16 protein-coding genes are annotated in these 17440 nt (G+C 74.5%); 8 read left to right on the top strand and 8 right to left on the bottom strand.

What is annotated here, in order from left to right:
* Positions 1 to 37 precede the first annotated feature (37 nt).
* Genes UW392_RS29125 through UW392_RS29105 form a run of 5 tightly spaced genes read left to right on the top strand, consistent with a single transcriptional unit; the run spans position 38 to position 3338 of the window.
* The gene (locus tag UW392_RS29125) at positions 38 to 742 is read left to right on the top strand and encodes a class I SAM-dependent methyltransferase (RefSeq protein ID WP_320778129.1); all 705 of its coding nucleotides are present in this window, start codon (positions 38 to 40) and stop codon (positions 740 to 742) included.
* 3 nt (positions 743 to 745) lie between these two features.
* Positions 746 to 1666, top strand: a complete 921-nt coding sequence (locus UW392_RS29120; protein WP_320778117.1) for a hypothetical protein — start codon at positions 746 to 748, stop codon at positions 1664 to 1666.
* Positions 1663 to 1890: a Trm112 family protein gene (locus UW392_RS29115; RefSeq protein ID WP_320778116.1), complete on the top strand. Its 228-nt coding sequence runs from the start codon at positions 1663 to 1665 to the stop codon at positions 1888 to 1890. The genes UW392_RS29120 and UW392_RS29115 overlap by 4 nt, the downstream gene beginning before the upstream one ends.
* 55 nt (positions 1891 to 1945) lie before the next feature.
* Positions 1946 to 2773 carry an FkbM family methyltransferase gene (locus tag UW392_RS29110; RefSeq protein ID WP_320778115.1) on the top strand — a complete coding sequence of 276 codons (828 nt, stop codon included), beginning with the start codon at positions 1946 to 1948 and terminating at the stop codon, positions 2771 to 2773.
* Positions 2736 to 3338, top strand: a complete 603-nt coding sequence (locus UW392_RS29105) for a hypothetical protein (RefSeq protein ID WP_320778114.1) — start codon at positions 2736 to 2738, stop codon at positions 3336 to 3338. The genes UW392_RS29110 and UW392_RS29105 overlap by 38 nt, the downstream gene beginning before the upstream one ends.
* A 13-nt stretch (positions 3339 to 3351) precedes the next feature.
* On the opposite strand, the gene UW392_RS29100 is transcribed toward UW392_RS29105, so the two are convergent.
* The 8 genes from UW392_RS29100 to UW392_RS29065 form a co-directional block, all read right to left on the bottom strand.
* The gene (locus UW392_RS29100; protein ID WP_320778113.1) at positions 3352 to 4242 is read right to left on the bottom strand and encodes a hypothetical protein; all 891 of its coding nucleotides are present in this window, start codon (positions 4240 to 4242) and stop codon (positions 3352 to 3354) included.
* A gap of 96 nt (positions 4243 to 4338) precedes the next feature.
* Positions 4339 to 5421, bottom strand: a complete 1083-nt coding sequence (locus tag UW392_RS29095; protein WP_320778112.1) for a peptidase C39 family protein — start codon at positions 5419 to 5421, stop codon at positions 4339 to 4341.
* Between the two features lie 51 nt (positions 5422 to 5472).
* Positions 5473 to 7560: an iron ABC transporter permease gene (locus tag UW392_RS29090; protein ID WP_320778111.1), complete on the bottom strand. Its 2088-nt coding sequence runs from the start codon at positions 7558 to 7560 to the stop codon at positions 5473 to 5475.
* Between the two features lie 11 nt (positions 7561 to 7571).
* Positions 7572 to 8639 (bottom strand): iron-siderophore ABC transporter substrate-binding protein, encoded by a 1068-nt coding sequence (locus tag UW392_RS29085; RefSeq protein WP_320778110.1) that lies wholly within the window; start codon positions 8637 to 8639, stop codon positions 7572 to 7574.
* A 33-nt stretch (positions 8640 to 8672) separates the two neighbouring features.
* A complete protein-coding gene (locus UW392_RS29080; protein WP_320778109.1) occupies positions 8673 to 9560 on the bottom strand; it encodes an ABC transporter ATP-binding protein in 888 nt (295 codons plus the stop codon).
* 170 nt (positions 9561 to 9730) lie between these two features.
* On the bottom strand, positions 9731 to 10582 hold the full coding sequence (locus UW392_RS29075; RefSeq protein WP_320778128.1) for an AraC family transcriptional regulator: 852 nt from the start codon (positions 10580 to 10582) through the stop codon (positions 9731 to 9733).
* Between the two features lie 135 nt (positions 10583 to 10717).
* Positions 10718 to 12436 carry a thiamine pyrophosphate-binding protein gene (locus tag UW392_RS29070; RefSeq protein ID WP_320778108.1) on the bottom strand — a complete coding sequence of 573 codons (1719 nt, stop codon included), beginning with the start codon at positions 12434 to 12436 and terminating at the stop codon, positions 10718 to 10720.
* A 579-nt stretch (positions 12437 to 13015) separates the two neighbouring features.
* Positions 13016 to 13726 (bottom strand): FadR/GntR family transcriptional regulator, encoded by a 711-nt coding sequence (locus UW392_RS29065; protein WP_320778107.1) that lies wholly within the window; start codon positions 13724 to 13726, stop codon positions 13016 to 13018.
* 218 nt (positions 13727 to 13944) lie between these two features.
* Between UW392_RS29065 and UW392_RS29060 the strand changes: the two genes are divergently transcribed.
* The 3 genes from UW392_RS29060 to UW392_RS29050 all read left to right on the top strand — a co-directional run.
* On the top strand, positions 13945 to 15360 hold the full coding sequence (locus UW392_RS29060; protein WP_320778106.1) for an SLC13 family permease: 1416 nt from the start codon (positions 13945 to 13947) through the stop codon (positions 15358 to 15360).
* A 64-nt stretch (positions 15361 to 15424) separates the two neighbouring features.
* Positions 15425 to 16942 carry an acyl-CoA synthetase gene (locus UW392_RS29055; RefSeq protein WP_320778105.1) on the top strand — a complete coding sequence of 506 codons (1518 nt, stop codon included), beginning with the start codon at positions 15425 to 15427 and terminating at the stop codon, positions 16940 to 16942.
* Positions 16935 to 17440, top strand: a 506-nt coding sequence (locus UW392_RS29050) for a carboxyl transferase domain-containing protein (protein WP_320778104.1), incomplete at its 3' end; no start/stop codon positions are given. The genes UW392_RS29055 and UW392_RS29050, both read left to right, overlap by 8 nt.

Genomic DNA, 17440 nt, shown 5'->3' with positions numbered 1-17440 from the left:
CACCGGCACGACCACGCCCACCCCCGAACGCAGGAGCCTGCGGGACTTCTACGAGAACCCGGCCGTGCCCGTCGCCTCCGGCACCGCCCGCAGCGTCCGCCAGGCCCGCATGCTGGCCGCGGCGCTCGGCCCGGCCACCGCCGGGGTGCGGACCGTGCTGGACATAGGGTGCGGCGACGGCACGGCGGCCGCCACCGCCGCGCCCTTCCTGGCCGGCCACCGCATCGTCGGCGTCGACTGGTCGCAGGACGCGCTGCGGCGCGCCCGCACCCGGCTGCCGTACGCGGTGCGCGGCGAACTCAGCGACGGCGGGCTGCCGTTCGCCACGGCCGGCGCGGACGCCGTGCTCTTCAGCGAGGTGGTCGAGCACCTCGTCGACCCGGACGGCGCGCTCGACGAGATCCGCCGGGTGCTGCGCCCGGGCGGCCACCTGATGCTCTCCACGCCCAACCTCGCCGCCTGGTACAACCGCGCCCTGCTGCTGACGGGCGTGCAGCCCGTCTTCTCCGAGGTGAGCCTGCGCGCGATCCACGGCCGCCCGGGCACCGAGGTCGTGGGCCACCTGCGGCTGTACACGGCCCGCGCGCTCAGGGACTTCGTGGTCGCGTCCGGCTTCGAGGTGGTACGGCTGCGCGGGGCGCCCTTCCACGGCGTGCCGCGGGTGCTGCGCCCGCTGGACCGGCTGGCCTGCGCCGCGCCGTCGGCCGCGTCGATCCTGCTGCTGCACGCGCGGAGGACGTGAGCCATGGGGTGGGGGGTGGCCGCGGCACTGCTGGCGAACGCGCTGTACAGCATCGGGTTCGTCCTGGAGAAACGGGCGCTGGGCACGCTTGAGCAGGTGACGGTCCGCCGGCCCGCCCGGCTGCTGCGGGTGGTGCTGGGCAGCCCGCTGTGGATCGGCGGCGCGCTCGCCCTGGCCGCCGGGTTCGGCGCCCAGCTCGCCGTGTACCGCACCCTCCCCATCGCCGCCGCGCAGGGCGTCTTCGTCTCCGGTCTGGTCCTGCTGGTGCTGTTGTCGTCCCGCCTCCTGGGCGAGCGGACGACCGGCCGCGAACGGTTCGCGCTGGGCGCGATACTCGTGGCGCTGCTGATGGTGGTGCTGTCGCTGGACGAGGGCGCCGACACGGTGGGCCGCGGCGCGCCGTACGCCCTGATAGTCACCGTGTGCCTGCCCGCGCTCGCCCTCGGCGTCTGGCTCTACCTGGCCGCCGAGCGGCGGACCCGCCACCGCCACCGGCCGCCCGCGACCGGCGTCGAGTACGGCGTGGCGGTCGGCCTGCTGTACGGGGTGAGCTCGCTGGCGATCAAGGGGGTGTCGAGCCGGCTCACCACCGACGGCGTCGGCGCGGTGGCGCTCTCCCTGCTCCGCTCCCCGTACCCGTACCTGCTGCTGTTCACCGGCGTGTTCGGGCTGGTCCTGTCGCAGGCGGCGCTGCAACGCTGCCGGGCCTCGCTGATCGTGCCGGTGTGCACCACGGTGACGTGCCTGTTCACCGCGGTCCTCGGCACGCTGTCGTTCGGCGAGGCGCTGCCCGAGGATCCGCTGCGGCTGGGGCTGCGCGTGGCCGGCACGGCGCTCGCGGTCACGGTCCTGCTGGCCATGCCGAAGCACGACACCTCCGCCTCCCCGCCCGCCGTGACCTCCAAGGAGCTGACACCCCCGTGACCCCCGACGACCCGCTGCTGAAGATCCTGGCCTGCCCGCTCGACAAGGGCCCGCTGCTGCTGCTCGTCCGGCAGGAGCCGCCCCGGTCCGCCGAGGCCCTCTACAACCCGCGGCTGCACCGCCGTTACCCCATCGTCGACGGCATTCCCCAACTGCTGCCGACCTCGGGCGAACAGGTCACCGAGGACGAGCACGCGGAGCTGCTCAGGCGGACGGCATCATGAGACCCGCCGCACCCCCGGCCCCGGCCCCGGTCCCGGCGGCGGAACGGAGCGCCCCGTGACCCTCGCCGCCCGCCTCGCCCGCCGGCTGCCCCCGCGCCTGGTCGCGACGGCGGCCGGGCTCGTCTACCCGCGCTTCGAACCGGAGCTCGGCCGTCTGGGCGACCTCTGCCCGCCGGACTGCGGCACGGCCGTGGACGTCGGCGGCTGGTACGGCCCCTGGACGCGCCGCCTGGCCGCGCGGGCCCGGCAGGTCGTCACCGTCGAGCCGGTTCCCCGGCTGGCCCGGCTGCTCACCGAGACCGCCCCCGCCAACGTCCGGGTGGTGCAGGCCGCCGCCTCGGACCACACGGGCAGCGCCCGGCTCTGGCTGCCGGCGGGCGACGCCGGCGAGCGCGGCCTGTCCTCCCTGGTCCGCCGGGACGTCCACGCCCGCGCGCTCCAGGTCCCGCTGGTCACCCTGGACGAACTGGGCCTGCGGGACGTCGGCTTCATCAAGATCGACGTGGACGGCAGCGAGCCGGCGGTCCTGCGCGGCGCGCGCGGCCTCCTGACCCGCGACCGCCCGGCGCTCTTCATCGAACTGGAGACACGGATACAGCCGATCACCCCGGTCATCGAGTTACTCTTCGACCTCGGCTACACCGGTTGGGTCCTCCCGGGCCGCACCTGGCTGCCCCTGGACCCGGCGGCCCTGTCCGCCCACCAGGCGAGGGTGTCGCACGTGGCGTCGTACGGGCTGCTGCGCCGGATACTCCCCTTCCGCACCCTGTGGGGGCCCCGGTACGTGAACTCGGTGCTGTTCCTGCCGGACGGGCGCCGCCCGGGCGCCTGGGCCCTGCGCCACCATGGAGGCCATGCCCCCCGCCGCGAAACCCCCCGCTAGCCCCTTCACCCCGCTCGACTTCCAGCTCGTCCTCCTGCGCCGCATGGCCGACCACAACCCGGACCTGGTCGCGGACGCCCGCCGGACCCTGGGCGTCTCGATCGCCGACATGCGCGAGGCGAACAGGCGCTGGCAGGCGATGCTCCGCTCCCCGCGCCCCCGCGCGGCGGCCGCACGATACCGCTCGATCCTCGGCACCCCGGAGTCCGTGCGCGCCCGGACAGTCGGCGACCTGGAGTGCGAGGCCCTGCTCTGGCCGGTCCCCCTCTGGCCGGACCTCCGCTTCGAGGTGACGCTCGCCCCGAACGGCGCGGTGTGGAACGAGTGGCTGGTCCGCGCCCCGGGCGCCCCCGGCCCCGAGCCGCGCACCCTCGACGACCTCACCCCCTGGTCCTGCACGGTCGACGAGGCGGCCCGCGCCTTCGCTCCCGCCCGCCCCCTGGAGGGCACCGCCCCCACCCGCTTCGGTCTGTCCTTCACGGCACCGGACGCGGCGGGCGTACGGCGGAGTTGCGTGGCAAAGTTCACGTGGGGGCTGTTGCAGCGGGTGGGGGTGACCGGCTGACCGCCGTCCGCGGCTACCGCTCCCCTGCCGCCCGCACGATCGCCTCCGCCACGACCGTCACCGACCCCGGGTGCAGCCACAGGAACAGGTTCGGCTCGATCAGTTCCAGCTCCATCACGCACGGTCGCCCGTCCTCCCCGTCCACGAGGTCGACGCGCGCGTACAGCAGCGCGGAGGCGCCGCCCGGGACGGCGGCCAGGGCCCGTTCGGCGACGGCGCGTTCGGCGTCGGTCGGCTCGTGGGGCCGCAAGTCCGGGTGGGCGACCTTGTCGGCGTCGTACGGCGTGCCCGGCGTGAGCACGGCACCCTTGCGGCTGGCGTGCAGCAGCCGGCCGCCGAAGAACTGCAGGGCCCGCTCCCCGGTCGCGTCGATGCCGGTCAGATACGGCTGCACCATCGCCGTGAACTTCTCGGCGTGCATCCGCTCGATGTGCCGTACCGCGGCGTCCCGTTCACCGGCCGGGTACCGGGCCGCGAACCGTGAGCCCGCCCCGGAGGTCGGCTTCACGACGTACTCGCGGTCCTCCGGCAGCTCGACGGGTTCGCCGGGCGCTATGTACCGGGTGGGCACGACGGGCACGCCCGCGTCGGCCAGCTGCCCGACGTACCGCTTGTCGGCGTTCCAGCGCACGACCGGGGCCGGGTTGGCGAGCCGGGTCACCTTCGCGACCCGCTCGGTCCACGCCGTGAACTCCTCGGACCGCCAGCTGTAGTCCCACGTGGACCGTAGGACGACGAGGTCGTACGCGCTCCAGTCGGCCCCCTGGTCGTCCCAGGGCACGACCTCGGCCACGGCCCCGGCCGCCTCCACCGCCCGCGCCAGCGCCGGCAGATCGCGGTCCTTGTGCTCGTCGGCCCCGGGGTCGTAGGTGGCGAGCGCTGTGCGGGGGGTGGTGCGGGTCACGGGGTCTCCGTTCTCGTACGGCGTCACGGGCGCCACCGGCACTGGCCGGACTCGGCCGCCAGCCAACAGGCCCGTCACCACCGGGGCAACCGAATATCAGGGCCGGCCGATGGTCACGGCCCCGCGGAAGCCGTCCGGCGAGAGGGCCGACATCGTGTCGAGCGACGCGTCGGGGACGGGCAGCAGGTGGGCGTCGACCCAGGTGTCCCCCGTGGCCGCGTTGGCCCACGGGTCGTCGATCACCACGGCGCCGGGGACGGTGCCGTGGCAGAGCACCCAGTGCGGGACGTCGAAGCCCTGCATGGCGGTGAGCGAGAGCAGGAGCAGCACGTGCTCCCGCCGGCCGAGCGCGTCCCGGATCGCGGTCAGGGTGAGGTGGCCCGGGTCGACGGGGACACCGGTCCGCCCGGCCTCCGTACGTGACGCGCGCTGGAGCAGGGCGCGCCACTCCTGCTCCTTCTCCGGGAGGTGGTCGAGCAGGACGGGCCGGTCCGTGTCGAGGTGGACCGTGACGGGGGACGACGGCCACGCCCGGCGCACGGCCACGCCCAGTCCGACGGGCTCGCACGCGAGGAAGTTGGTCGCGTCGCGCCACAGCGTCAGCTCCGCCTCGCGGTCCAGTGCCTGGGGCGGCAGCGTCCCCGCGTGCGCCTGCGCCACCAGGGCGGTGACGGCGCCGCACGTGAAGTGCGTGGTCTGCCCGTAGTACGGGGGGTCGGTCACCGTGCCGTCACCCAGCCAGCGGACGTAGCCGGTGGCGGGCCCCGCCGTGTCCTCCGCCTGCGCGAGCGGAGGACGGAGCGGGGTGAAGCCGGCAGTGGTGGCGTCCTCGGGATCCGCCGTCCAGCCTTCCCACTTGACCTGTGCCAGTCCCTGACGGCGGGCGTGGGCGACGACGGCTCCGACCGCCGCCCGGACGTCGCCGACCGCATCGACGATCTTCAGGTAGGACGTGTGCGGACGGGCCGTCACCAGCGCGGCGGCCCGGTCCGCGCCGTCGGCCCCCGGCACGGTCACGAGGTGCGGGTCGTGGGCCGAGCGGTCGACCGTGTGCCAGCGCTCCGGCACCTCGTGCCGTCCGAGCCGCCCCGGCAGGGTGCGCGCCGTCTCCGCCTCGAACGGGACGACGACGCTCGTCACTGGCGGTTCCTGCTGTTCCTGCTGGGGCTGGGGCGGCATCGGGTGCTCCTGGCGGGGCGGAAGGGTGAGGGGAGGGAGGTGAGGGGGGCGTCAGGCGCGGGACTGCCGGAGCACCCAGACGAAGTACGGGGCGCCGACCAGGGCGATCATGAGGCCCGCCGGTACCTGGGAGGGTGCGACGACCGTGCGGCCGAGGGCGTCGGCCACGCAGACCAGCACGCCGCCGAGCAGCATCGCGACCGGGATCGTGCGGCCGTGCCGGGCGCCCACCAGGGACCGGGCGAGGTGCGGGGCGACGAGGCCCACGAAGCCGACGACACCGACGGCGACCACGCTGAGCGCCGCGAGCACCGCGGCGATCGCCAGGGCGGCGAAGCGGGTGCGTTCGACCCGGACGCCGACGACGCGTGGGGTGTCCTCGTCGACGGCGAGCAGGTCGAGCCGGCTGCGCAGCGCCAACAGCACGGGGAGCGCGAGCGCCAGGGCCACCGCGACCGGTACGACGTCGGGCAGCGTACGGCCGTACGTCGTACCGGAGAGCCAGGTGAAGATCCGGGGCGTGTTGTACGGGTCGGCGCGCAGCAGGAGGAAGGTGGTGACGGAGCTGAGGCCGTACCCGCAGCCGATGCCGATCAGGACGAACCGGTCGGGCAGGAAGCCGCCGCGCCAGGCCAGCAGGGCGATCAGCGCGAACGTGGCGACCCCCGCCGCGACCGCGACGGCGATCATCACCGGCCGTCCGCCGGACAGGCCCGACGTGACGACGCTCGCCGCGCCCAGCCCGGCGCCCGCCGTGATGCCGAGCACGCCGGGCTCCGCCAGCGGGTTGCGCACCGTGCCCTGCACCACGCAGCCGGCCAGTCCGAGCGCCGCGCCGGCGAGGACCGCGGCGGCCACGCGCGGGGCCCGGTCGTCGAGCGCCTGGCCGATCAGGTCCGGGGCGGTGCCCTGGAACCAGAGCACGAGGTCGCCCGTCCGCAGCCAGAGGCTCCCTGCCAGGACCGCCACGAGGACCGCCGCCGCCAGGAGTGCCACCGCGCCGGTCACGACGAGGAGGAACGCGCGGCGCGACCGTACGGCGATCCGCGCGTTCGGTGGCCGCCGGACCTGGCCCGTGTCGCGCAGGCGCAGCGCGAGGACCACGATCACGACGGAGCCGAGCAGCGCGGTCGGCACGCCGGTGGGGATGGCGGCGGCTCCGTCCGCGCCCTGCACCGCGCGCAGCACCGCGTCCGCGAGCAGGACGAGCAGCGCGCCGAGCAGCCCGGCCGCGGGCACCAGGACGAGGTGCCGGCGCAGCGCCCGGACCCGTCCCGCGATCAGCCGGGCCAGCACGGGGGCGCCCAGGCCGACGAAGCCGATCGGGCCCGCGAGGGTGACGGCCGTGCTGGTCAGGAGCACCGCGCAGAGCACGGCGGTCACGCGGGTGGTGCGGATCGGCACGCCGAGGCCGGCCGCGGCGTCGTCGCCGAGGTTCATCACGTCGAGGCGCCGGGACAGGGCCAGGGCGGCGCACACCACCACGGCCAGGACGGGGAGGGCGCGTACCGACGCGTCGATGTTCAGCTGCGCGAGCGAACCGCTGCCCCAGGCGTAGAGGCCGGTCGTGTTCTGGTCGAACAGGATGAGGAGCGTCCCGGTCGCCGCGTCCAGGGCCATCGCCGTCGCCGATCCGGCGAGGATCAGGCGGGTGCCGGCGGTGCCGGCGGCGCGGCCCGCGAGGAGCAGCACGAGGGCCGCCGCGACCAGGCCGCCGGCGAAGGCGACGGCGCCCGACGCCCACAGCGGGACGGTGAGGCCGAAGGCCGCGACGAGCGAGAGGGTGAAGTAGGCGCCGGACGTGACCGCGAGGGTGTCGGGGGAGGCGAGTGCGTTGCGCGTGACGGACTGCAGCAGCGCGCCGGCGCAGCCGAGGGCGAAGCCCACCGCCACGCCCGCGAGCAGGCGCGGCAGGCGCGAACCGGTGAGGATCTCACCGACCGGCGCCCCGCCGGTGTGCTCCCGTTCCCCGGCGAGGTACCGCACCAGGTCGCCCATGCCGACGCCCGACGTCCCCTGCGTCAGGTGCCAGAGGCCCACCAGGACGGTCACGGCGAGGAGGAGGACCAGGACGGCCACCCCGGTGGGGCCGCCGCCGCGCCCGGCGCGCGGCGGCGGTTCCCCGACGGGCCGTGCCATGTGCGCTGTGCTCACTTCTGGTCGAGCACGTCGACGTACGCGTCGATCGCCTGTGCACAGGAGCGCGGACCGCCGGCGCCCCACACCCGGGCGGGGAAGGAGTGCGCGCGGCCTTCCTTCACGGCCGGGAGGGTCTTCCAGATCGGGTTCTTCTCCAGCGCCGCGACGTAGCCGCCGGCCCCTTCGTCGTTGGCGTAGAAGAGGTTGGCGTCCCCCACCGCGGTGAGTCCCTCGACGTCGGTCTGGGCGAGGCCGTAGGAGGGGTCGACGCCCCCGTCCCCGTGGTCCTTGTCGACGGCGTCGGTCCACGCGGGGTTCATGCCGAGTTCCTTGCCGATCTCGGTGAACAGGGCGCCGTCGCTGTAGGGGCGGACGGTGAGGTTGCCGCCCTGCAGCCAGCCGTCGAAGAAGAGGAAGTCCTTCGTCGGCAGATCGGCGTCGGCGACCCGCTGCTTCGCCGTCGCGAGGTGGTCGTCGAACTCCTTGAGCACCTGGTCGGCCCGCTCGGTGCGGCCCGTCGCCTCACCGATCATGCTGAAGACCTCGCGCATGTTCCCGATCGGGTCCTCCGGGTTCGCGCCCCGGGTGGCCATCACGGGGACGCCCCTCTTCTCCAGCTTCGCGATCATCTCGTCGTCGGCGTCGAACGCCTCCACGACGACGAGGTCGGGCTCGGCCGCGTACAGGGTGTCGAGGTCGGGCTCCTCGCGGGAGCCGATGTCGGTCACCCCGCCGGGCAGCTTCTCGGCGCTGACCCAGGTGCTGTACCCCTCCGCGTCGGAGACCGCGGTGGGGGTGACGCACAGGGTCAGCGCGTCCTCGACCTGCTGCCACTCCAGGACCGCGATCCGTTCGGCGGGCTTGTCGAGCTGCACCTGCCGGCCGACGCCGTCCGTGAAGGAGACCGGCTCCGTCGAGGTGGCCGTGGTGTCCTGGGCGCAGTCCTGCGACACGGGCGACGCGCTGGCGCTGCTGCCGCCGGCCTCGGCCTTGTCGACGTCGGTCGTGCCGCAGGCCGTTGCGGCGAGGGCGAAGAGCCCCACGGAGGCTGACGCCGCCAGGCGACGGGCGAAGTTCATGAAATATCCTCGTTCTTGCGTTCTTACGCGGTCTCAAGCGTTCTTGCGTGTGCCGCTCGGGGCGGGGTGCCGCCCCAGTGGGTCGATACGGAGCCGGCCCGTGCGGGGGTCGACGCCGACCTCGACACGGATGTCGTAGACCTCGCCGATGTTCTCGGCGGTGAGGACGTCGGCGGGGGCGCCCGCCGCGTGCACGCGCCCGGAGCGCATCAGGACGATCGTGTCCGCGACGCGGGACGCCTGGTCGAGGTCGTGCAGCACGATCCCGACCGCGATGCCGTGCTCCTCGACGAGGTCGCGCACCAGGTCGAGCGTCTCGATCTGGTAGCGCAGGTCCAGGTGGTTGGTGGGTTCGTCCAGCAGGACGACGCCGGTCTCCTGGGCCAGGCAGGCCGCGAGCCAGACGCGTTGCATCTCCCCGCCGGAGAGCTCCCCGACCGGCCGTCCTGCCATGTCGCGCACGCCGGTGACGCCCATGGCACGGTCGACGGCGCCGCGGTCCTCGGCGGTCGGCCCGGCGAAGCCACGCCGGTACGGATGGCGCCCGAACGCCACGACCTCCGCGACCGTCAGCCCCTGGGGTGCGGGCCTCGACTGGGAGAACAGCGTGACCTCGCGGGCGAACCGGCGGGCGCTCAGCAGGGCGGTGTCCCGCTCGGGCCGCTCGCCCTGTCCACCGAGCGTCACCCGGCCGCCGTCCACCCGGTGCAGCCGGGACAGCGCGCGCAGCAGCGTGGACTTCCCGCTGCCGTTCGGCCCCACCAGGGCGGTCGCGCGGCCGGGTGCCAGGGTCAGTGAGACGCCGTGGACGACCGGCGTGCCGCCGTACCGCAGCAGCAGGTCGTGCCCGTTGAGGGCGGCCACCGGTGCGGCGGGGCCGGCCACGGGACGGCCGGCGTGCCGGGAGGGGCTGGTGAGCATCAGTGGGTCCGGACGGTCGGAGGGGCAGGGGCTGCGGCACCCTCCGTCCGGCCTCGCCGGCCGTCGGCCGGGCAGCGGACATCACCACGACCGGAGCACCGTTCGCGGCGAACACCAACTAAGGGTTACCTAACTCCGGGAAGGTTATATTCCGATCGCCATGTCGACAATCAGGAGTTACGGACACGCGATACGGGATTCCGGACACCGCCGGAGGTACCGCTGGAGGTGCCGTCCGCCGCGTCGAGGAACGCACCCGGCGTCGTGCCCGTGATCCGCCGGAAGGCGGCGATGAAGGTGCTGGGCTGCGCGTAGCCGAGCGTCTCGGAGACGGTCGTCACGTCGAGTCCCTCGGCGAGGAGCGCCAGCGCCCGGTGCACCCGCAGCGCCTGCCGCCACTGCGCGAAGGACAGGCCCGTCGCGTGGCGGAACGCGCGGGTGACCGTACGGTCGCTGATCCCCAGCCACCGCGCCCACTCCTCCAGCGAGCGGCCGTCGGCGGGATCGTCCAGCAGGGCCTCGGCCACGCGGTCGATCCGGGCGTCGCCGGGCAGCTGCAACGCGAACTGGCGTTCCGACGGCCGGAGCACGTCGAACACGACCGACTCCGCCCGCGCCCTGGCCGCCGCGTCGAGATCCGTACGGGACAGATGGGTCAGCAGCGACTCCAGCAACGGCGTCATCGCGATCGCCCTCGGCCCCTCGCACGCGAACGGCGTGCGGTCGGGGGCGAAGAAGGCCTCGTGGAACCGCGCACCCGCCGTCGCCCGGCCCCCGTGCACCACTCCGGCGGGCATCCACAGCCCGTACCCCTCGGACACGGTGAAGACGCGGTCCTCCACCCGGGACGTCAGCGTTCCCCCGCGCACCCAGACGAGCTCGTGCAGCAGATGCGTGTGCGGCGCCCACTCCGTGGGGACGCGGGGGACCTGGAGCCCGGCGGTGATGACGGAGGAGGCCGTCGCCCGTTCCGGAACCGCCGCGGCCCGGCGCACCACGGTGCCCTTCTCGCGCCGCCACATCCCGGGGCTCGCGGCGCCACGGGACGATTCGACCATACGGGCGAGTCTATCCGGCCGGGTGAGGCCGGGTCAGAGGGCCTCGGCAGCCTCCAGGTCCCCGTAACCCCGGCTTCGCGGTCCCCGTCCCCCGGCCCCTCAGTCACCGTCCCCGCGCAGCCGCTGCTCGGTCATCTCCACGAGGCCGGCGATCGTGCCCTCGGGTGACGGGCTGTAGTGCGGGACGGCCCAGCGGGTGATCCTGGCGTCGATCACCGTCGGCCGGCCGGACGCCAGGGCCGCCTCGAAGGCCTCCTCGAACTCCTCCAGCGTCTCGGCGCGGTGGCCGTCGGCGCCGCACGCCTCGGCGTAGCGGACGAAGTCGGGGTTGAGGAACTCCACGAGCCCGGTCTCGCCGTAGGTGGCGACCTGGAACATCTTGATGAGCTTGTACTCGTTGTCGTCGAAGATCACCCAGATCACCGGGATGCCGTACTCCACCGCCGTCATCAGCTCGAAGCCGGACAGGGTGTAGCAGGCGTCGCCGCAGCCGACGACCACGGTGCGGTCGGGGTGCGCGAGCTTGAGCCCGAGCGCGCCGTTCACGTGCCCGGCCATGGGCCCGAAGGAGCCGGCCTTGCGGAACCGCTGCCCCTCGTCCAGCTCGACGTAGTAGCCGAGCCACGCCAGGTGGGCGCCCGCGTCGGCCAGCAGCATCCCGTCGGCGGGCAGCATCCTGCCGATGGCCTGGGCGAGCTGTCCGGGATGGATGCCGTGCGTCACGTGCGGGATGTACCGGTACTCGTAGTCCCGTCCGTCGGTCCGCCAGCCCTTGATCTCGCCGACCCGCCGGTCCAGGAGGCCGGTGAGCGCGGCGACGGCGGCCCGGGCGTCCGAGACGAGCGCGTGGTCGGCCGGGTAGGACTTGGAGATCTCCTCCTCGGTGATGTTGACGTGGATCAGTGTCTTGCCCTCGAACAGGTCCTCGCGGTAGTTGAACGTCCCGTGCTGGCTGAGCGAGTTGCCGATCGCGAGCACCACCTTCGCCTCACGGAACGCCTTCCAGGCACTCGCGTGGCCGCTGTCGGCGAAGACGCCGATCGCCAGCGGGTGGTCCTCCGGGAGGATGCCCTTGCCGTCCAGGGTGGTCAGCAGCGGGATCCGGAAGCGCTCGACGAACCGCCTGATCTCCGGCCCGGCGCCGCTGCGCACCGCCCCGAAGCCCACCAGCGCGACGATCCGCTCGCCCCGGCCCATCGCGTCTGCCAGCACGCCGGCGACCGCCTCGAGGGCCTCGGGGTCCGGCAGCACCTGCGGCACGTCGAGCCGGAGGTCGCGGTAGTTCGACACCTCGGCGCCGCCGGGGTGGGCCAGGTCCTCCGGCACGTGGATGTGCACCGGTCCCGGCCGTCCCGACAGCGCGAGGTTGACGGCCTCCTCCAGCACGTCGCAGGTCTGGTCGGCGTGCTCCAGCAGGTAGGACCTCTTGGTGGTCGCGGCGAACATCTTCCGTGAGTCGGGCGTGCGGCCCAGGCCGGAGGTCTCGTTGAGCGAGCCCCTGCCCTGCCAGTGGCGCGAGGCGTAACCCGATATCGCCAGGACGGGGCAGGAGTCGGACATCGCCATCGCGAGTCCGGAGAAGAGGTTGAACGCCCCGGGTCCCGCGGTGGCGAAACAGACCCCGAGCCGGTTGCCGAACATCGAGTAGCCGCACGCCATGAACGACGCGGCCTGTTCGTGGCGGACCATGACGGGGCGGATGCGCTCCGAGTGCTCCAGCGCCAGCATCAGGCCCGCCGCGTTCTCGCCGGCCCCGCCGAACGCCGCCTCCACCCCGATGCCCTCGAGGCCCTTGACCATCGCTTCGTACACCTGCACGGTCGTCTCCTTCGCCGGAGGGCCGGGAGGTGATCCCGGTGCGGCGACCGGTGCCGTCGACGTCCTGGGCGGCGTCGCGCACTCCTCGCCGTCGCTCGTCGCACGCCGGCCGGCCCGGGGACCGCGGTGCCCGGTCGGCGCGTGCGCGGCGCTCTCACCCGGTATACGCCCGGCCCCGCCCGCCGGTTCCCGCCCGGCACCACGCCCGTCGACGGACTCCGTGCCCGGGAAGGGCCCGTCGCCGGCGCCTACAGCACCGCGCTCCCGCGGTGCCCGGCGGTCCGCCCCAGGCCGGGCGCGGTGCGGCCCCGCCCGCACAGCCGGGTGACGTCCGCCCCGCGTCCCGTCCCGTACGCTCCGGGCGGTATCCGCGCTCGTACGAGGAGGGCGCGCCGGACCGTCCGAGGTACCCGGTCGCATACGGCGCCGTGCGGGGCCGGACGCGGCCCCTCCGCCCGGTCGCTCGACCTTCCCCTTCGGTGAAGCCCCAGCATCGGGAGCGGCACGAGGAACACCGAGGGGACACCGGGGAGCCCCTGGACCAGGGCGCTCCGTAAGGGTCTCCGCGGCGCCGGCCGCTCAGGAGGAAGGGGCCTCCGGCTCCCAGTCCAGCAGCCGCACCTTCGCCACCGTACGGACGTGGCGGCGCATCGCGGCGGCCGCCTGCTCCGGCCGGCCGGCCTCGACGGCTTCGGCGATGGCGCGGTGCTGGGCCAGGGAGCGGTGGGGGCGGCCCGGCTGGCGGAGGGACTCGGTGCGGCTCTCGGCGATCTGGTCGGCGATGGAGCGCATGAACTCGGCGAGCAGGCCGCTGTGCGCCGCCGCCGTCACCGCCGCGTGGAACAGGCGGTCGCCCTCCACCCCGTGCGCGCCCTCCTCGATCTCCCGCTCCATGTGCGCGAGCGCGGAGCGGATCGCCGCGAGGTCGTCCTCCGTGCGGCGCTCGGCGGCGAGTTCGGCGAGCTTGGTCTCCAGGGCCTCCCTGGCCTCCAGCACGTCGGGCAGGCGCCGGCGGCGTTCGACGAGCGCCTCCACGGGTTCGACGTCGAGGCTGTCGCGGACGAGGTACGTGCCGCCGCCGTGCCGCGCCTCCACCAGGCCCTGCACCTCCAGCACCACGATCGCCTGCTTCACCGAGGCGCGGCTGACGCCGAGGCGCTGGGCGAGGTCGCGTTCGGGCGGCAGGCGGTCGCCCGCGCGCAGGCCGCCCTCGGTGACGTACTGGCGCAGCCGGTCGAGCACCTGCTCGTAGAGGCGCTGCTTCGCCATCGGGCGCAGTGCGTCGCTCATACGACCCCCTCTCGCCGCGGAGCGTAACACCGCGTGGCCGGGGAACGACCCGACGCAGTGGACGAGTGGCTGAGCCAATATCTGCGCGATCCCTTGACCGGCCCCCGGTCCGGGTCCACGCTGGCCAGCCGACCCCCAAGTGGCTGAGCCACTCAGCCACTTCCCTCCGACAGATCCGCCTCCCCCAGCCGCTCCGGGACCCAACGACGGGAGCCCGTATGTCCCCTGAACTCATCTCGATCCTCGTCCTCGTCGTGGTGTTCGTCATCGCCACGACCCGCTCGGTCAACATGGGCGCCCTCGCCTTCGCCGCCGCCTTCGGTGTGGGCGGGCTCGTCGCCGGTCTGGACGCGGACGGCGTCTTCGCCGGCTTCCCCGGCGACCTCTTCGTCGTCCTTGTCGGCGTCACGTACCTCTTCGCGATCGCCCGCGCCAACGGCACCACCGACTGGCTGGTGCACGCCGCGATCCGGCTGGTGCGCGGGCGGGTGGCGCTCATCCCCTGGGTGATGTTCGCCCTCACCGGCGCGCTGACCGCGATCGGCGCGGTGAGCCCGGCCGCGGTGGCGATCGTCGCGCCCGTCGCGCTCAGTTTCGCCGCGCGGTACGGGATCAGCCCGCTGCTGATGGGCACGATGGTCGTGCACGGGGCGCAGGCCGGGGGCTTCTCGCCGATCAGCATCTACGGGTCGATCGTCAACGGCATCGTCGAGCGGGAGCGGCTCCCCGGCAGCGAGATCACCCTCTTCCTGGCCTCCCTCGTCGCCAACCTCGTCATCGCGGGCGTCGTCTTCCTCCTCTTCGGCGGGCCGAAGCTGTGGGCGCGGGGAGCGGTGACGGCCCCTCAGGACCGGGCAGGCGGAGCTCCCGCTCCCACCGGCGCCGACGTGGGCGCGGGCGCGGACGCGGGTCCCCGTACGGACACGGACACGGAAACGAACACAGGAACGAACACCGGCACCGGCACCACCCGTACCGCCACCGTCACCCCCACCGCCCCCGCCGTGACCGTCACCGAGGACGACCCCGGCACCCGTCTCACCCCCGCCCGCACCGCCACCCTCGTCGCCCTGGTCGCCCTCGTCGTCGCCGTGCTCGGCTTCGACCTCGACGCGGGCCTCGCCTCGATCACCCTCGCCGTCCTGCTCAGCACCGTATGGCCCGCGGACAGCCGGACCGCCGTCGGGCAGATCGCCTGGCCCACGGTGCTGCTCATCTGCGGGGTCCTCACCTACGTCGGCGTCCTGGACGAGATGGGCACCATCACCTGGGCCGGTGAGGGCGTCGGCGGTATCGGCGTCCCGCTGCTGGCCGCGGTGCTGCTCTGCTACATAGGCGCTCTCGTGTCGGCGTTCGCCTCCTCCGTGGGGATCATGGGCGCGCTGATCCCGCTGGCGGTGCCGTTCCTGGCGCAGGGCGAGATCGGCGCGATCGGCATGGTGTCGGCGCTCGCCGTGTCGGCGACGGTCGTGGACGTGAGCCCGTTCTCGACCAACGGCGCCCTGGTGCTCGCCGCGGCACCGGACGTCGACCGGGAACGTTTCTTCCGGCAGCTGATGGTGTACGGAGGAGTCGTAGTGGCGGTGGTACCCGCGGTGGTGTGGCTGGTGCTGGTCGTGCCCGGGTGGGGATGACCAGCACGGACGGCCGGACGACACACACGGCACGGACGACCTGACGAACGAAGGAGTACGACGCGTGTCCCCTCGATTCCCGGACCTTTTCCCGGCCCTGACGGGTGTTTCCCCCGCCCCGGCCGACCGTCCCGCCCTGCGGTTCGGCGAGCACTCCCTGACCTACGCCGGACTCGCCGCCGCGGCGGACGCGACGGCCGGCCGCCTCGTGGGCACCGGCCGCGTGGCCGTGTGGGCGACCCCCGCCCTGGAGACCGCGGTCGGTGTCGTCGCCGCGCTGCTCGCCGGGGTGCCCGCCGTCCCGCTCAACCCGAAGTCGGGCGACGGCGAGCTGGGCCACATCGTCGAGGACAGCGCGCCGGACCTGGTCCTCGCCTCGCCGGACGTGGAGCTGCCGGCCGCGCTCGCCCGGCTGGAGCGCGTCGACGTCGACGTACGGGCGACACCGCGCGAGGCACTCGCCCCCACCGCCGATCTGCCTCCCGACCACCCCGCCCTCGTCGTCTACACCTCCGGCACCACCGGCCCACCCAAGGGCGCCGTCATCCCCCGCCGGGCGATCGCCGCCACCCTGGACGCGCTGGCCGACGCCTGGCAGTGGACCGCGGACGACGTGCTCGTGCACGCGCTGCCCCTCTTCCACGTCCACGGACTGATCCTGGGCACCCTGGGCCCGCTGCGGCGCGGCGGCTCGGTGCGCCATCTCGGCCGGTTCGACACGGCGGCCGTCGCCCGCGAGCTGGGCGAGGGCGCGACCATGGTCTTCGGCGTCCCCACGATGTACCACCGGATCGCGGAGGCGCTGCCCGGCGACCCCGCGCTGGCGGCGGCGCTCGGCCGGGCGCGGCTGCTGGTCTCCGGTTCGGCCGCGCTGCCGGTGCACGACCACGAGCGCATCGCGGCGGCGACCGGGCGGCGGGTGATCGAGCGGTACGGGATGACGGAGACCCTGATGAACACGAGCGTGCGCGCGGACGGCGAGGCGCGCGCCGGGACCGTCGGGGTGGAGCTGCCCGGGGTGGAGCTGCGGCTGGTGGAGGAGGACGGCACGCCCGTCGCGGCATACGACGGGGAGACCGTCGGTGAGATCCAGGTGCGCGGGCCGAACCTGTTCACCGAGTACCTGAACCGGCCGGACGCGACGGCCGCCGCGTTCACCGGGGACGGCTGGTTCCGCACCGGCGACGTGGCGGTGCGCGACCCCGACGGGTACGTGCGCATCGTCGGCCGCAAGGCCACCGACCTGATCAAGAGCGGTGGTTACAAGATCGGCGCGGGGGAGATCGAGAACGCCCTCCTCGAACACCCCGCCGTCCGCGAGGCCGCCGTGACGGGAGAACCGGACGACGACCTCGGTGAGCGGATCGTGGCCTGGGTCGTGCCCGCGGGGCAGCCGCACGACACCCTCGCCGACGAGCTGACGCGGCACGTCGCCGACCGGCTGGCCCCGCACAAGCGGCCGCGTCTCGTGCGCTTCCTCGGCTCGCTGCCCCGCAACGACATGGGCAAGATCATGAAGCGGGCCCTGAAGGACGCGCACGAGGCCGGCGCCCTCCACCCGAACGCGGTCGGCCATGGCTGAGCGCCCGTCCGCCCGCGCGGTCATCGCCCTGGTCACGGACGACTTCACCCCGCTGTCCGCACCCGCCGGAACGGACCACGGCCCGGACGGCCCGCTCGCCTGGGCGGGGTACGGCGCCGCGCGCGCCCGGGCCGCCGCGCGCACCGGCGAGGAGGAGTCCGTCGTCTGCGGGCGCGCGGTGATCGGCGGTACGGCGGCGGTGGTGCTCGCCTTCGAGTTCGGCTTCCTGGGCGGGTCGCTGGGCGAGCGCACCGGGGACCGGCTGGAGGCGGCGTACACGTACGCGCGTGAGCACCGGCTGCCGGTCGTCCCGCTGGTCGCGACGGGCGGCAGCCGGATGCAGGAAGGCATGCGCGCGCTCGTGCAACTCCAGCGCGTGGCCCGGCAGTCGGCGCTGACCCGGGCGGCGGGGCTGCCGCAGATCGCCGTGGTGCGCGACCCGACGACCGGCGGCGGCTGGGCCACGCTGGGGGCGGGCGCCGACGTGGTCCTCGCGCT

Source organism: Streptomyces sp. CRN 30 (assembly GCF_034105845.1).
Note: the sequence above shows the minus strand (reverse complement) of the source record. Positions and strands in the feature narration are given on the sequence as shown.

What these genes read in the sequence shown, in the direction of transcription:
- UW392_RS29080 (WP_320778109.1), bottom strand. Translation starts at nt 9,560, where the DNA reads ATGCTCACCAGCCCCTCCCGGCACGCCGGCCGTCCCGTGGCCGGCCCC.
- UW392_RS29085 (WP_320778110.1), bottom strand. Translation starts at nt 8,639, where the DNA reads ATGAACTTCGCCCGTCGCCTGGCGGCGTCAGCCTCCGTGGGGCTCTTC.
- UW392_RS29090 (WP_320778111.1), bottom strand. Translation starts at nt 7,560, where the DNA reads ATGGCACGGCCCGTCGGGGAACCGCCGCCGCGCGCCGGGCGCGGCGGC.
- UW392_RS29120 (WP_320778117.1), top strand. Translation starts at nt 746, where the DNA reads ATGGGGTGGGGGGTGGCCGCGGCACTGCTGGCGAACGCGCTGTACAGC.
- UW392_RS29105 (WP_320778114.1), top strand. Translation starts at nt 2,736, where the DNA reads ATGGAGGCCATGCCCCCCGCCGCGAAACCCCCCGCTAGCCCCTTCACC.
- UW392_RS29095 (WP_320778112.1), bottom strand. Translation starts at nt 5,421, where the DNA reads ATGCCGCCCCAGCCCCAGCAGGAACAGCAGGAACCGCCAGTGACGAGC.
- UW392_RS29075 (WP_320778128.1), bottom strand. Translation starts at nt 10,582, where the DNA reads ATGTGGCGGCGCGAGAAGGGCACCGTGGTGCGCCGGGCCGCGGCGGTT.
- UW392_RS29060 (WP_320778106.1), top strand. Translation starts at nt 13,945, where the DNA reads ATGTCCCCTGAACTCATCTCGATCCTCGTCCTCGTCGTGGTGTTCGTC.
- UW392_RS29065 (WP_320778107.1), bottom strand. Translation starts at nt 13,726, where the DNA reads ATGAGCGACGCACTGCGCCCGATGGCGAAGCAGCGCCTCTACGAGCAG.